The sequence below is a fragment of the Mycobacterium sp. OAS707 genome, from assembly GCF_014873705.1.
Lineage (GTDB): Bacteria > Actinomycetota > Actinomycetes > Mycobacteriales > Mycobacteriaceae > Mycobacterium.
In genome coordinates, this window is record NZ_JADBDS010000001.1 from 1,485,853 (window position 1) to 1,500,213 (window position 14,361).

12 protein-coding genes are annotated in these 14,361 nt (G+C 66.3%); all 12 read right to left on the reverse strand.

All coding sequences use genetic code 11. The features are described from left to right. Window positions 1–13: 13 nt before the first annotated feature. The 12 genes from GGC64_RS07350 to GGC64_RS07405 all read right to left on the reverse strand — a co-directional run bounded on the left by GGC64_RS07350 (window position 14) and on the right by GGC64_RS07405 (window position 14,345). Window positions 14–1,252, reverse strand: coding sequence for a lipase family protein (locus GGC64_RS07350; RefSeq protein WP_192721742.1), 1,239 nt, complete (start codon window positions 1,250–1,252; stop codon window positions 14–16). Window positions 1,253–1,345: 93 nt separating this feature from the next. Next, window positions 1,346–2,146 carry a biotin--[acetyl-CoA-carboxylase] ligase gene (locus GGC64_RS07355; protein WP_192721743.1) on the reverse strand — a complete coding sequence of 267 codons (801 nt, stop codon included), beginning with the start codon at window positions 2,144–2,146 and terminating at the stop codon, window positions 1,346–1,348. 147 nt (window positions 2,147–2,293) lie between these two features. Beyond that, window positions 2,294–3,784: a sugar transferase gene (locus tag GGC64_RS07360; protein WP_369434946.1), complete on the reverse strand. Its 1,491-nt coding sequence runs from the start codon at window positions 3,782–3,784 to the stop codon at window positions 2,294–2,296. A gap of 391 nt (window positions 3,785–4,175) precedes the next feature. Continuing rightward, a complete protein-coding gene (locus GGC64_RS07365) occupies window positions 4,176–5,558 on the reverse strand; it encodes an alpha/beta hydrolase family protein (RefSeq protein ID WP_192721744.1) in 1,383 nt (460 codons plus the stop codon). A gap of 39 nt (window positions 5,559–5,597) precedes the next feature. Continuing rightward, a complete protein-coding gene (locus GGC64_RS07370) occupies window positions 5,598–6,227 on the reverse strand; it encodes a YdcF family protein (protein ID WP_225951194.1) in 630 nt (209 codons plus the stop codon). Further along, window positions 6,199–7,083: a sialate O-acetylesterase gene (locus GGC64_RS07375; protein ID WP_370582022.1), complete on the reverse strand. Its 885-nt coding sequence runs from the start codon at window positions 7,081–7,083 to the stop codon at window positions 6,199–6,201. Before GGC64_RS07375 ends, GGC64_RS07370 begins: the two co-directional genes overlap by 29 nt. Beyond that, entirely contained in the window at window positions 7,070–8,290 is a 1,221-nt protein-coding gene (locus GGC64_RS07380; RefSeq protein ID WP_192721745.1) for a lipase family protein, read from the reverse strand. The genes GGC64_RS07375 and GGC64_RS07380 overlap by 14 nt, the downstream gene beginning before the upstream one ends. Beyond that, the gene (locus tag GGC64_RS07385) at window positions 8,290–9,600 is read right to left on the reverse strand and encodes an acyltransferase (RefSeq protein WP_192721746.1); all 1,311 of its coding nucleotides are present in this window, start codon (window positions 9,598–9,600) and stop codon (window positions 8,290–8,292) included. Before GGC64_RS07385 ends, GGC64_RS07380 begins: the two co-directional genes overlap by 1 nt. After that, on the reverse strand, window positions 9,597–10,874 hold the full coding sequence (locus GGC64_RS07390) for a lipase family protein (RefSeq protein ID WP_225951195.1): 1,278 nt from the start codon (window positions 10,872–10,874) through the stop codon (window positions 9,597–9,599). The genes GGC64_RS07385 and GGC64_RS07390 overlap by 4 nt, the downstream gene beginning before the upstream one ends. Beyond that, a complete protein-coding gene (locus tag GGC64_RS07395; protein ID WP_192721747.1) occupies window positions 10,871–11,539 on the reverse strand; it encodes a YveK family protein in 669 nt (222 codons plus the stop codon). The genes GGC64_RS07390 and GGC64_RS07395 overlap by 4 nt, the downstream gene beginning before the upstream one ends. Beyond that, a complete protein-coding gene (locus GGC64_RS07400) occupies window positions 11,536–12,780 on the reverse strand; it encodes a lipase family protein (protein ID WP_192721748.1) in 1,245 nt (414 codons plus the stop codon). The genes GGC64_RS07395 and GGC64_RS07400 overlap by 4 nt, the downstream gene beginning before the upstream one ends. 2 nt (window positions 12,781–12,782) lie before the next feature. Beyond that, window positions 12,783–14,345, reverse strand: a complete 1,563-nt coding sequence (locus tag GGC64_RS07405; protein ID WP_225951196.1) for a polysaccharide biosynthesis tyrosine autokinase — start codon at window positions 14,343–14,345, stop codon at window positions 12,783–12,785. Window positions 14,346–14,361 lie beyond the last annotated feature (16 nt).

Sequence of the window (14,361 nt, forward strand, 5' to 3'; positions counted from 1 at the left end):
CGGCGAGCGGGACTTACCCCGACTTGCAGTCGTTGGTCGCGGGTTTGCCTGCAAACCGGTCGGCGATCCAGGCAATCACGGCGTCGCCGGTCGGCGGGTTGTGGCCGCCGTTCGGATCGAAGTCGACCGTGACCGTGCCGCCCATCTCGCATGCCTTCTCAATGCCGGCCTTCGTCCAGTCCGCGTCGATGAACGGATCCTGGCCGCCGTACCACACATATAGCGGCGCGGACAGCGGCTTCTGCGGCAAGGCCCATTGCTTCAGTAGATCGCGCAAGTGGATGGCCGCGTCGGCGTTGTCGGGCGCGAAGTCCTTGGGCCCGAGCCGCTTGATCGCCTCTCCGCGTTGGTATGCGGTGTCCTCACTGCAGGCGGACATGGCGTTCCAGAATTCCTTGGCCGTGCCGTGGCGGTACAGGTCGCGGTCGAGGTCCGGGTGTAGCCGGGCAAGCGATTCGATGATCGCCTGCATCACCGCACCCTGCTCCGTTGTCAGCTTGCCGTCCTGGGCCTTGTCGACGAGGTCGGAAAGATCGGTCGGCGGTGAGGTCGCGGCTGCGCCGACAAGTGTCAGCTCCGGCGCATAACCGGCGGCTTGTTCGTCGGCCGCCCACGCGGCGCCGCCGCCCTGCGATCCGCCCATCGCCGCCCACCTGTTGGAGATGTCGGGAAACGTCCGGTGCAGCGCCCGCACCGCGTCGATCATGTTGAGCGCCGCGGTTTTCGAATCCGCGTATGGGTGAACGCCTTTCGCGCCGAGTCCCTGATAGTCGGGAAACGCGACCGCATAGCCGAGCTTGATCAGCACCCGCACCACCCCGATGTAGGTGGAGAGGTCCGGAGACAGCGACGGCGCGCACTCGTTGTCGATGCCAAGGGTGCCGTGGCCGAACCCGACGACGGGCCAGCCGCCGTCGGGCGCTTTGCCTTTGGGCACGAACACCGAACCCGATACGACGGTCGGCGCCCCGGTGTCACCCTCCGTTGATCGGTACAGCACCCTTGCAGCCTGCAAATCCCTGCCCGCGAAGGTGCGGGTGACGCCGGGCATGGTGGTGGCCGACACCAGGCTTCCCGGCCCGGCGTCCGTCAAATCCGCTGTCGCCACATGAACCGGCGCACCGCCCGACGACGGAAAGATGTCGAGGAACTTTATGACGGACGGCTGCAGATAGGGAAGCAGCAGCACCACCGCCACGATTTCCGCCACCAGAACAAGCGCCACACCGGACCAGAGCGCTTTACGGCGCATGCGCCTCCCTTGGCTAACCCCATCGACACCAGCCCCGGCACAACCTACCTGACCAACCTTCGCGTCGCCGGGCGCCAACGCCGCATCGCGATTTCAGCGCAGATGCACCACGTCGCCCGCGGACACCGCGACCGTTCCTGCGTCGGAATCGATGTGCAGCCTGCCCTGCTCGTCGATCGATTGGGCGACGCCGAGCACCTCGCCTCCACCCGGAAGGATCGCGCGCACCCGCGAACCGATGGTCACGCTGCGCGCTCGATAGTCTGCGATGAGCCCCGCGTCGGCGCCGTCGGCTTCCCGCCAACGCGAGAAGCGCGTGCCCAACTCCCGCAGCAGCGCCGCCACGAGTTGACCCCTGTCGAGCGTCTCGACGCCGAGGGCGCGCAGTGAGGTGGCGTCCGCGTCGGGAACCTCGTCGCCGCGCAGCGTCACGTTGAGGCCGATGCCGACGACGATGAAGCGCTGGGCCGCGGCGACCTCGGTCAAGATGCCTGCCAGCTTGCGATCGCCGACCAATACGTCGTTGGGCCACTTCAGCCCCGCGGCGACGCCGTAAGGCGCGACGGTGTCGACGACGGCCACCCCGGTGGCCAGCGGCAGCCAGCCCCAGGAGTCGGGCGGCACCCCGCCGCCGTCGACGCCGACCGACATCGTCAGCTGCGCTCCCGGGGAGGTCCACACCCGCCCATTGCGGCCGCGCCCTGCGGTCTGGTGTTCGGCGATCAGCACTGCGCCTGCGATGTCCTCGCCTGCGGCGGCACGCGCAAGCAGGTCGGCGTTGGTGGACCCGGTCTGCTCGACCACGTCCAGTTGTCGCCAGTGCCGGCCGGGGCCAGCAACCTCGGCGCGCAGCGAAGGCGTATCGAGCGGTGGCAGTGCGTCGTATTCAGGCATCGCCGCCGATTATTTCAAGACCGTGCCCGCTGCAATTGATGCCCACGGCGGCCGAGCGATTTCCCGGTGTTTGCCATCGCGTTAATTTTGCGTACCGCGCGCGCCCGGCCGGAGTCCCAGTCGCGATGCCTGTGAGGTTGCTGGACGTCAGTACGCGCCGCTGCCGGCGAACACCGTGCGCACAGTCTTGGCCGCGATCAGCAGGTCGTTGGCGATCGACCAATTCTCGACATATGAGAGGTCGAGCCGAACCGAGTCCTCCCACGACAGATCCGAGCGGCCGCTGACCTGCCACAGCCCGGTGATGCCCGGCAGCACGAGAAGCCGACGGCGCACCTGGAAGTCGTAGGTGTCCACCTCACGCCGCAGCGGCGGACGCGGTCCCACCACGCTCATATCGCGGCGCAGCACGTTGAAGAACTGAGGCAGCTCGTCGATGCTGTATCGGCGCAGCACCCGGCCGACCTTCGTGACGCGCGGGTCCTGGCGGATCTTGAACAGCACGCCGCCTGCGCTCTCGTTGAGTGCCTGCAGCGCGTCGACCTGCTTGTCAGCGCCGTCGACCATCGTGCGGAACTTGATCATCTGGAACGGCTTGCCGTCCAGGCCGATGCGCTCGGAGCGGTAGAAGATCGGGCCACGGCTGGTCAGCTTGATGGCGATCGCGGCAAGAAGCATCACGGGCAGCGCACCTGCGAGCACGGTCATCGACACGCAGATGTCGAACGCTCGCTTCTGCAGCCGCTTGGTCCCGCTGTACTGCGGCTTCTCCACGTGAATGAGCGGAAGTCCGGACACCGGCTGCATGGTCAGCCGCGGGCCGGCCACATCGACGACGCCTGGCGAGACCACGAGGTCGACGCCGAGCTTGTCCAGCTGCCAGGACAGTTCGCGGATGCCTTCGGGGCCGAGGTGTTCGGTGGCGGTCAACGCGACCGTGTCCGCGCCGGTTTCGAGGATCGCGCGCTCGACGTCGTTCTCATCGCCAAGCACAGGCAGGGTGCCTGCACCGGGGATTTCGATCGTCCCGCCGGTGCCACGCCCGGTCAGGCAGACGCCGATGACGGAGTATCCGTAGCAGACTTCCCGCGAAAGGCATTGCACCAGGCTGCGCACCGCGCGGGGATCGCCGACGGCGAGCACCGAGATGACGGCCTTGCCCTTGCGGCGCTGCCTGGCGAGCACGCGACGGCACAAGCTGCGGCCAAGGAGCAGGGCGAATAACCCGAGAGGAAGTGCGACAGCCAAATATCCGCGCGCGTATTCGGGGCGGAAGATCATCAGGCCGACGGCGATCACGCCGACCGTTGCGAGCGTGGCGGAAAAGACGCGGCGATATTCCTCGACACCAGCGCCGATAATCCGCGGGGAGCGCGTGCGGTAAGCCGCCAGCAGCGTCAACCAGATCGTGCCGACGATCAGCGAAGCCAATGTGTAGTAAGCCATCGCCAGGTCGAACTTGGTGAACGGCTGGCCAAGACGCACCATCTGGCCGCCGACGAGGGCGAGCGCGACGACGACGACGTCCGTGACGATCAGGGAGAGGCGATACCGACGCTGCCAATTCGTGCGAGACGCGGGGGTGATAGCCGTCGCCGGCGACTCGGTCGGAGCGAGAAATGTCTCAACCGCGGTCACAGCAGTGCGTACCTTCCGTTTGCTAAGAATCGGTAGCCCTGGCCGATCATAGCGGCCAATGACTAACTATTGCACTACTGTCAAGAGTTCGCTGAGCGAACCGGAAAAGACGCTGGTCAGTCACAATCCCCTCGGATGGCTTGATTGCTGTTCGCGGCGTTTTGAACGGCGAAGATAACGCTCCGCAACGGCGCGGACAGCCAATAGTAGCGTGTGCGGAGCCGTATTACGAAGCGAGAGCGAAGCCGAGTAAAAGCATTGCCCAGCCACACCCCAGCTAGCGTTCAGCCGACGAATTCTTGTCACTACGAATCCCGCACAACGTGATCGCTGAGAGGCCGCAGGGGGCAGTCGAGCACCCCCTGTTTAATCGCTCCGGGGAGCGGGTCCGTTACGAAGCGCCCGGGGCGCCCGGCATGGGTACTGCAGGGACGCCCGGGGTGCCCAGTCGGCCCGCGAGCCACGGCAGCGCCATCGGGAACGCGCTCGCCGCCGAGGGCCAGTCGTGCTTGCCCGGGTCCGACACCACAGCACATTCGACGCCGTAGTCGCTGGCCAGTTCGCACAGGTACTGCGCCGCCCCGGCGTGGTCGCTGGCGACATCGGGCGGCTCAGGCAGCGGCGCCGAGCCCGGATTCGGGTCAGGCGGGCGGTACAGGTTCGGCACCTGCTCCCCGACGACGAACCATCCGGCGGTGCCCGGGTACGGTCCGTGCGCCTGGATCACGCTGGCCGGTTCCCACGACTTGAACGCCTCCTCGTCACCGTCGAACAGTCGGGCGATTGTCTCGTCCCTGCCGCCACCGTCACGGGGGAACAGGTCGCCGCCGATGTCGATGAATGCACTGAACAACTCGGGGTACTTCATCGCGAGCGTGACCGCGCACGTACCGCCCATCGAAAAGCCGGCCACACCCCAGTTTGCCGGGTCCGGGCTGACTCCGAACTTCGAAATCATGTAAGGCACAACGTCTTTGGTGAGATGGTCGGCAGCATTACCACGGCCGCTGTTGACGCACTCGGTGTCGTTGAGGAACGCGCCGAGCACGTCGACGAACACCACAACGGGTGCGTTGCCGCCGTGTTTGGCCGCGAAGTCGTCAAGCGTTTTCTGCGCGTCTCCCGCGCGCAGCCAGTCTCCCGGCCTGCCGATCACGCCGCCGATCATCATCACGACCGGCAGCTTGGGAGGCGGATTGCTGGCGTACCAGACGGGCGGCAGGTAGACCACTTCGTCGCGGTGTTTGAACCCGGAGCCGTTGTCCGGAATCGTCACCGTCATCACGGTGCCCTTGTCGGGGATACCACCTTTTTCCTGAATCGCCTTCACACCGGCCGCGTCGGTTTGACCGGCCACCGGCTTGCCGGTGAGTTGGTCGTAAGCGGTCTGCAGGCTCGGCACGTACCCCGTCCACATGTTCAGCGCCAACGCGACGCACAACAGTGAAAGCGGAACCGCGAGCACCGATGCGCCGCGTCGCGACCAACTGGTGTCGCGCCAACCGAGCACGAGTACCGCGAGGGCCACACCGCCCAGTACCACCCAGATCCAGAAGTAGTACGGCGCCAACCGGCCGCTCGACAGATCGGACCACTGGATGTACCAGTACGTCAGCGCCGCTGCGATCAAACCGACGACCAGCGCCACCGGTAACCAGATCAGCCGCCAGCGCCGGGTGCGCCACCCGATCGCATAAACCAGCACTGCGGCGGCAATCGCCTGCAGCGCTATCGGCGCCCAGCCACCAAGAAGCGAGATGGGGGCCAGTGCCATTGGTTCAGAGTGGGGCACTACGCCACCGTACCTGCGTCATTACCGTGCCGCGTCCGTCGACGACGACGGTGCCTGGTCAACGGATTTGCAATCGCCCATCGCCTCCGCTTTCGCAAATGCGGCGTATTGATATGCATAGATGAATTGCCAGCGCGCCAACGAGAAGTCGTATCGGCGCGGAACGGCTTCCATCACAACCGCGTCTGAATTAGGGGAAAAGCATTGCTGAAAAATCAGCCGTGCCCGGGGTAGATGGTAGCGCCACGTGACCACGATGATCTTGGACCACGATCGCTGCGTGGCCAGCCGCTCCACCATCTGCGCCTCGCCGCGGGTGGTCAGCTCGCTCGCCCGCGCGCAGATCACTTCTATCGTCGGCTGCGACTTGCACACCCGCTGCATGACCGGGTCATCCTTCGGATAGGCATCCGAGATGACGACCGTCGGCGCCCATCCGCCGCGCGCCAGCCCGATGCCGTAGTCCTCACGGCCGTCGTGTTCACCGCCGAGCACCACCACCGCGTCGGCCTTTTGCAACGGGTCGGTCTTGGCGTTGGTGAACAGCGTGACACCGGACACCGCCATCACCACCGTCAGTGCGACGAGGAGTGCCGCGGCGACGACGACCGCGCGACGAAGATCATTGAGCGCCATAGTCGGCCAGGTCATCCACTGCGATGCTGCGGTACGCCGACCACATCGCCCTGCCCATGTCCCGCTGCCCTGCGGCGTTGTAGTGCCGGTCGGCGCCGCCGTTGATCGAGGAGCGGGCACCGGGAATGAACGCGGTACGTGGTCGGCGGTTGGGGGTGTCGGCGTGCACAGCGTTGATCGGCCCGTAGTTCTTGCCGCTCAATTCCATTTCCTCGGCAACCATTTGGCCGACCAGGAAAGGCAGCCCGGCGCCGTACCGACTGCGAAGGTCGTCGATGACCGAGTCGAGCTTGCGCTGATACTCCGGCGCTGCCATCAGCGGTACATCGGTCTCGCCCTGATGCCACAGGATCGCGGCGACCGTGCTGCCTGGATAGCGGGCCAGCGCCGCGTCGATGGCGGCAATAGCGTTGCGGTACAAGTTCCTTCGGGTGCGGGTGTCAGCGGGGTCCCACGTCCACCCGTTCTTCGGAGTGAACGAGGTATCGCCGCGCGCGCCGGGAATCAGCAGCACCGCGCGGCCGGTCTGTGCGGCGAGCTGCTTGCCGAACGTGATGCCGAATCCCACACCGCCGGCCGGGATTTCGTGCAGGAGCGGGTCGACGGCCAAGACGGCGGAACCTTTTGACGGCCCGCACATCGCCCACTGGTGCACCAGCGGGTCGGGTCGGTCCGGACCCTCGAGGTCGAGCCCGAGACCCATCCCGACGGCGTTGGACTGGCCGAGCACCGGCACGATCAAGTAGGGCGCGTCCGGCGAGTCGACCGGCGTGCCGGCGGGCGCCAGCCTGCGCTTGACGGCAGACTTGGCCTCCATCAATGCGCGACGCCACAGCGGGCTGTCGCCGTCGGGGTTCCTACGGGCACTCACTGGCCACCGGCTTCCCCGCGAATCGGTCTGCCAACCAATCGAATTGAGTGCTGATGTCCACGCTGCCGTGGTCCTTGTCCGGCTGGAAGTCCCACACGATCGGTCCGCCGAGCGCACATGCCCGAGCGATCGCATCGGTGGTCCACTGCGGATCGATGAGAGTGTCCTGGCCGCCGTAGATGATCGACAGTGGGGCGGAGACCCGCTCGTGCGGCAGCGCCCATTGCTGGAGCAGGGTGCGCAGGCGATCGGCGGCTTCCGGCGTGCGCGGAACGAAGTCGGTGTCCTTGAGCTCGGCGGCAGCGGCGTTGCGGTCCAGCGATTTTGGACCCGAACACGACGTCAGGATGTCCCAGTACTTGGCGGCGGCGCCACTGCGGTAGTCGTCGCGGTTGAAGTCCGGGTGCAGCCGTCCCATCACCTCGACCAGTGGGAACCACGCCGGCGCTTGGTCGGTCGTCAACGTCTTGGCCGTCGCCTTGTCGACAATCCCGCTGACATCGGCGGCGGGCGACATCGCGACCGCCCCGACGAGGTCGAGTTCAGGCGCATAGGTGGCGGCCAGTTCGGCGGCAGCCCAGACCGCTCCCCCGCCCTGCGATCCCCCGAACGCCGCCCAGCGGTTGGAGACGTCAGGGAACGTGTGTCGAAGCGCGCGCACCGAATCGATGACGTTGTAACCCTCGGTCTTGTTGTCGGTGTACGGATGCACCCCCGGCGCGCCGAGGCCTTGGTAGTCGGTGAACGCGACCGCGTAGCCCTTCCTGATCAGCGAGACGACCCACACCTTCATGTTGAGCAGTGAAGGCGACAGCGAGGGTGCGCACGGCTCGTCGATGCCCACCGTGCCGTGCCCGAACGCCATCACCGGCCAGCCGCCCGCGGGCGCGGGAGCCTTTGGGACATAGACGGATCCGGAGACGACGGTCGACTGCCCGGTGTCGCCCTCGGTGGAGCGGTACAGCACCCGAGCGGAACTCCACAGTGAGCTGTCGGGGTCCTTGTCCAGTTGGTCCATCGTCGTCGCGCTGACCAACGAGCCCGGCTCTGAGCCACCGATCTGGGCGGTGGCAATCTGCGACGACTCCGACGACGCGTCCTTGAAGTGGTTGACGATGTCGGGCCCGAACACCCATGCCACCGTGATCGACCCGGCGACCAAAGCGACCCCGAGACCTGCGGCCACTGCAATGGCAACCCTGCGCATCAGCGCCACCGATACCGGTAGCGCCTCGCGAGGTTCATCGCGGGTTGTTCAACGGCGTAGTAGGTGACCGTGGACACCACCATCGTGACGGCCAGCACGGTCACGATGTTGATGCCCATCCCGCCCATCGAGTCACCGGCCAACAGGCCGTATCGGTACATCATCAACATGATCGGGAAGTGCAGCAGGTACAGCGACAACGAGACCTTGCCCACGTAGCGGAACGGCGCCATCTCGAGGGCTTCGCCGATCTTCGAGCGCTGACCACGGGCAAGCGGCGCGACGATCACCAGGATCACCAGAGCCGACGCGAGCGCGATCCCCGACAGCCCGAACAGGTTTCCTGCGGCGATCAGCGCCAGTGAACCCACCAGCGAAACGACGATGCCGATGGCCGAATACAACTGCACCCGACGGCTTATCCGCTCACTGACGGTCCGCTGTTCCATTGCCACCATCAGCATCGCCGCCAGCATGCCGAATGCGAAGTTGTCCGCATTGGCCAGGAAGCTTCTCATGTAGACCGCGACCCAGTTCGGTCCCCACTGCATGAGCTCGGGGTCGGTGATACCGAAGTGCGTAACAACCAAGGGGGCCAGGGCTTTTCCGATGAACCCGATGGCGAGCAGGATGACCGGGCCGATGAGGGCCACCCGCATCGGCCGCATCGACGATCGCTTACGCGTGGCGAACAGCAGGTAGCCGATCAGCGGCAGCGACGCGTAGAACGCGAACTCCAGCGTCAGCGACCAGGACGGGTTCAAACCGGTCAGCGCGTACTTGGGAATGTAGGTCTGCACCAAGGTCAGGTTGGCCAGCAGCTGCCAGGGGTCGGTGATCATCCCGGTGCCCTTGTCGGTGCCGATCGGCTGCAGCGCCGGATTCTCGACATAGACGACCTGGAAGACGTAGTTGCACAGCAGGAAGATCGCGAGGTAGCCGGGCACGATGCGGGCGAACCGGTGGATGGCGAAGTTCTTGGTGCTGGGAATCGTTGCGACGGAAGGGTCTTCGGTCAACCTGCGGACGTAGGGCAAGAACAGCAGGAAACCGCTGAGTACGTAGAAGAAGATCAGGCTCATGCCGACCAGCGTGATCTTCGTGGTCGCCGCGGCGTGCGGGGAGAAGTTGCCTGCCACGTGCATGACCGCCACGCCGACCGCGGAGAGCCCACGCGCGCCGTCCAGCCCGATGATGCGTGCAGCGGTGCCCGGTGCGGCCTGCGGCGTTTTGGCTGCGGGCTGGTCCCGTCGATGACGACCGCCGCCCCGGGCAGAGGCGGCGGTCGTGGATTTCGGCTCAACCGTCATTGAGGCACTCCCAGCCCTTGAACAGCGATGGAGCCCAACCGTTGGGCGGCGGAGAACGACAAGCAGCTGTTCGGCGCGGGCTCACCCTTGAACCGGTTGTTGATCCAGCCGAACGCCGAGGAGACATCGATGTCGCTGTGGCCCTTGTCGGGTTGCGTCAGGATGTCGATGACGTCGCCCATGCCGCATGCGGCCGTCAGCGCGCGATCGGTCCACGGCGCCGGCACCAAATTGTCCTTGCCGCCGTAGATGACCAGCATCGGCGCCGCGGCCGGGCCCTGCGGGAGGCTCATCTTCTGCAGATAGCTGCGCAGGGTGTCGACCGCTTCCGGCGTGCTCGGCCGCAGATCGTCCGGGGTGATCTGGTCGGTGATCTTTTCGCGCTCAGCGGCTTTCGGTCCCGAGCAGGCCAGCAGGGTGTCCCACTTGTCAGCCACGATCCCGCGCCGGTAGTCGTCGAGGTTGAGCTCGGGGTGGGCCTTCTTCAGCCACGACAGGATCGACGGCAACGCAGGCGCCTGCTCCGGGGTCAGCTGACCAGCCGCGGCCGCATCGGCGAAACCGGTGATGTCGGCGGCAGGCGACAGGCTGACGGTTCCGACCAGCGCCAGCCCACCGTTGTAGTTGGCCGCCAGTTCATTGGCGGCCCAGGTCGCCTGTCCGCCCTGCGAAAGGCCAAGTCCCACCCAACGATTGGATGACTCGGGCACCAGTTTGCGCGTCGCGCGCACCGCGTCGATGACGTTGTAACCGGCCGTCGTCGCGTCGAGGTACGGGTGATACGTCTTGTCCAGCCCCAGGCCCTGGTAATCGGGCAGCGTCACGACGAAGCCGGCCTTCACCAAGGTGGTCACGATCGTCGACGAATTCAGCAGTGTCGGTGACAGCGAGGGCGCGCACTCGGGCTCGATGCCCGTCGTCGCATGCGCATAGGCCACCACCGGCCAGCCACCTTCTGGCGGCTTGCCCATCGGCACGAACACCGTGCCGGTCACCTGCTCGGTCCCTCCGGTTACGCCGGAGGTCGAGGTGTACTCGATGCGAGCCGCGAGCGAGGTGGCCGCACGCAGCCTGCGGTCGACGGTCGGCAAGGTGGTGGCATCGGAGAGCGCACCCGGCTCCTGGCCGGCGCCCGTGTAGTCGGCTTCCAGGTGCATGCCCTGCGCGGCCGCCGGCTCCTTCTGCTCAGGCGCCTTGTTGCTGCACCCGGATACCACCATGCCTGCCACCACGGCCAGGCACGCCATTGCAGTTCCGAACTGAGCGCGGTTCATGCATCCCTTCCCGCGATAGCCTCACCGACGATGCGGTCGACGTGACCCTTGCCAAGCAGTTTGTTTCTCACCAAGCCGTAGCCGAGCACCAGAACAACGCTCAAAGCCAGGCCCAGCGCGCCGGCGTGGAACATGAACTGCCACATCGAACCTACTCGTACGGGCGCGCTGCCGCTGTCCACGAGCGTGAGGTCGACGTTGGAGGTGTCGATGCCACCGATTTCGCGCGTCAGCTGCATCAGGTTGGCCGCCACCGCGTTCGCGGTGCGCCTGGTGGACGTCGGATCGCTGCCCGTCACGATGATGTCCATCAGGGCGGAGTTGGTGACCACGACGGCTATCCGTCCGGCCAGGTCGCCAGGTGTGTCCTGAAGGCCCAGTTGGTCGATGGTGCGCATCGTGACCTGCGGACTGCGGGCCAGGCTTTGAATCGTCAGGGTCCGCGAGACCGAGTTCAGATGTCCGTAGTAGGCATCGACCGGCGTCGCGCTGCCCTTCGTCGTCGCGAACACCTTGGCGGTCGAGCTGTAGACCGGATCCGACGTCTGCCATGCCAGCCAGCCCGCGCCAACCGAAAGCACCGTCGCGCACAGGATCACGATCCATCCGTTGCGCAACAGCTGGGCGTAGTCCCGCACCAGTGGCGCGTTGGCCGGCGACTTCATGAGGCACCCACGCAGACGTCGTTCGGCTTCACCCCGTTGAAGCGGTTGGTCAGCCAACTCAGTGAGGTCTGGATGATCTGGTAGTTGGTGGTGGAGGTGTCGCCGATCTGCCTCATCACCACGATGGGATCGCCCTTGCCGCATGCGTTTTTCAGGGCGCGGGCGATGCCTGCCTGCGGAACAAGCGTGTCGTCGGTGGCGTAGACAACCAGGATCGGTGCGATCGCGGGACCCGCGTTCCCCGGTAATGCGCTGGCACTCAACAGATCACGCAGTGCGTTGGCCGCGGCATCGTCGCGCGGACGCAGATCGTCGGCCTTCACCTGGGATGCGATCTTCTGCGCCCCGTTGGCGTCGGTCGGCGCGCAGTCCGTCAGCAGGTCCCAGTTGTCCTTCGCCACCCCCGAGCGGTAAAGGTCGAGATCGAAATCGGGCGTGTGCTGAGCGGTGTTCTGCAGCAGCACCATCATCAACCGCTCCTGCATGGCACTCAGCGCGCCCTTGTTCGCGATGTCGACCAGCGGCGAAAGATCCGAGAACGGCGAAAGAGAAACGGCGCCAACCATATTGAGCCCGCCGCCATAGTCTCGCGCTCGTTCCGCCGCCGCCCACGCCGCCAGGCCGCCCTGGCCGCTGCCGTCGGCCGCCCAGTTCACCCCGGCGTCGGGCGACACCTTGCGTGCCGCGCGGACGGCGTCAATCATGTTGTTGCCCAACGCCGTCCAGTCGGTGGCGTTGTGGTCCTCGCCCTTGACGCCGAGCCCTTGGTAATCGGACATGACGACCACGTATCCGCGATTGAGCAAGGTCACCATCGCCGACGAGTAGCCGCCGAGTTCCTTGGCCATCGACGGCGCACACTTCATGTCAAGGCCGGTCAGCGAATGCCCGAACGAGACGATCGGCCAGCCGCCCTTCGGCGCTACCCCCGCGGGCACCGCCACCACGCCCGAAACCTGAGTCGGCTCCCCGGTGCTCGACGTCGAGCGATACACCACTCGCACCGCTGACGCGTTGGCCGACTGCAGGACCGAACTCTCGGTGTACGGCCTCGCGTCGATCAGCGAGCCGGGTCCGTCGTCGGTCATGTTCGCAGGCGGCAACTGCGCCGCACCGGCAAACGCCGGGACCAACGCCCGCTGAGGCCGGTTGTAGTCGGGCGGCGGCGCCGGCGGACTCGGCGCGCAGCCGGCGAGAATCGACATCACGCCGACTACGGCTACGACTAGCCGCAAACGCACGATCAGCTGCTTCCGTGCCGAGCCCTGGGACGCCGCGGGCTCCCCGACCCGACGAGCTGACCTTCCTGGGAAGTGATCACGGCAGTGTCGTCGGAGCCGCCACCGCCGCCGCGTGAGGTCGCATCGCCCTGCGGGCCACCGCTTCCTGCAGCGTCCTGCTCGATCTGCTTGCGGTGCGCACGCTTGCTCAGCATGCCGACCCGGTCGAAGGTCGCCACCGGCCCGAGGATCCGAACGTTGGCAGCCTGCAGGGTCTGGATGGCGCGACGCAGGGCCGAACTGGTGGTCCGGCCGATCCGGGACAGCACCAGGACGCCGTCGCACAGCGCGCCGACGTTGGCGCCGTCGGCGTAGGTGCCCAGCGGAGGCGTATCGACGATCACGTAGTCGAATCCGCGCGCAAGATCTTCGAACAGCGCACCGGCCCGGTCGTTGGCCCACAACTCCCCGGGCCGCGGCGGCTTGGGTCCAGCAGGCAGCAGCGCGATGGCATGTGCGCCGACGGCTACCTCGCCGATCAGAACCTGAGGCAGTGCGTGCTCACCGGCGAGCACCGTGCTGACGCCGCGCTCGGACGCACCGATCCGGGCCTGCGGTTCGAGCGTGAGCCGGTCGGCGAGCACCGGATTGCGCAGGTCGCCTTCAACCAGCACGACGGAGCGGCCCGACTCGGCCAGCGCCGCCGCCAGGTCGATCGCGGTGGTGGTCCGGCCTTCATCGCTCGATGCGCTGGTGATCGCCACGGTCCGCGCAGGGCCTTGAGCGCCTGGCGGCACGGAGAAGCGAAGGTTGGTCCGCAGCTCACGCACACGCTCCGCGTAGAGCCCATTGCCGTCCAGGTCGACGACCTCGACGCGGGGCCGGGCCGAGTCTTCCGGCAGCGCGCCGATCAGGTTCGTTCCTGCGGTCCCCTCGATCGACTCCCGGCCGCGCAGGCGCTTGTCGAAAATGCCCCAGAGGACGGCGGCGATGATGCCGACGAGCAGACCACCCGCGGCGCCAAGACCCAGAATCGTCCAGAAGCCGAGGCCGTTGGCCTCGGTCGGATAGCTCGCCTCGTCGACGACGACAACGCCCGCGGCAGGGCTGCCACCGCGGCGTGAGGTTTCGAGTTCACTGACCAGGCCGACGAGCTGATCGGCGACGGCATTCGCGTAGGTCTGCGCCTGAGCGGGATTGGGGTCGGTGACGCTGACGTCGAGCAGGACGGTCTTGCCTTCCGGTGCGGCCGAGATCGCAGCGCGGAGGTCCTCCGGCGAAATGGGCGCCTTGAGCTGATCGACCGCTCGGGCTGCCACTTGTTCGCTGGTGGCCAAGCCAGCATATGAATTCACACGTTCCTGCGAAAAGAGATTGTTCTGGTACGCCTCTGTTACCGAAGTGCCGTTCTGAGTTGCCACGAACAGCCGGGCGGTGGATGAATATTCGGGCGTCAGAAAAAGCGTCGTTATGTAGCCGGCGGCGGTGCCGACGATCGTCAGGACTACTACCAGCCACCAGTACCTGCGAAATATGCGCAGGTAATCCATGATCTCCAAGATCAGCCCTTTCGAGAAACTCGGCAAACAATGACTAGGGTAT

Excerpts from the sequence above, each read along its gene's own strand:
- GGC64_RS07350 (WP_192721742.1), bottom strand. The coding sequence starts at position 1,252 with ATGCGCCGTAAAGCGCTCTGGTCCGGTGTGGCGCTTGTTCTGGTGGCG.
- GGC64_RS07355 (WP_192721743.1), bottom strand. The coding sequence starts at position 2,146 with ATGCCTGAATACGACGCACTGCCACCGCTCGATACGCCTTCGCTGCGC.
- GGC64_RS07365 (WP_192721744.1), bottom strand. The coding sequence starts at position 5,558 with ATGGCACTGGCCCCCATCTCGCTTCTTGGTGGCTGGGCGCCGATAGCG.
- GGC64_RS07370 (WP_225951194.1), bottom strand. The coding sequence starts at position 6,227 with ATGACCTGGCCGACTATGGCGCTCAATGATCTTCGTCGCGCGGTCGTC.
- GGC64_RS07380 (WP_192721745.1), bottom strand. The coding sequence starts at position 8,290 with ATGCGCAGGGTTGCCATTGCAGTGGCCGCAGGTCTCGGGGTCGCTTTG.
- GGC64_RS07385 (WP_192721746.1), bottom strand. The coding sequence starts at position 9,600 with ATGACGGTTGAGCCGAAATCCACGACCGCCGCCTCTGCCCGGGGCGGC.
- GGC64_RS07390 (WP_225951195.1), bottom strand. The coding sequence starts at position 10,874 with ATGAACCGCGCTCAGTTCGGAACTGCAATGGCGTGCCTGGCCGTGGTG.
- GGC64_RS07395 (WP_192721747.1), bottom strand. The coding sequence starts at position 11,539 with ATGAAGTCGCCGGCCAACGCGCCACTGGTGCGGGACTACGCCCAGCTG.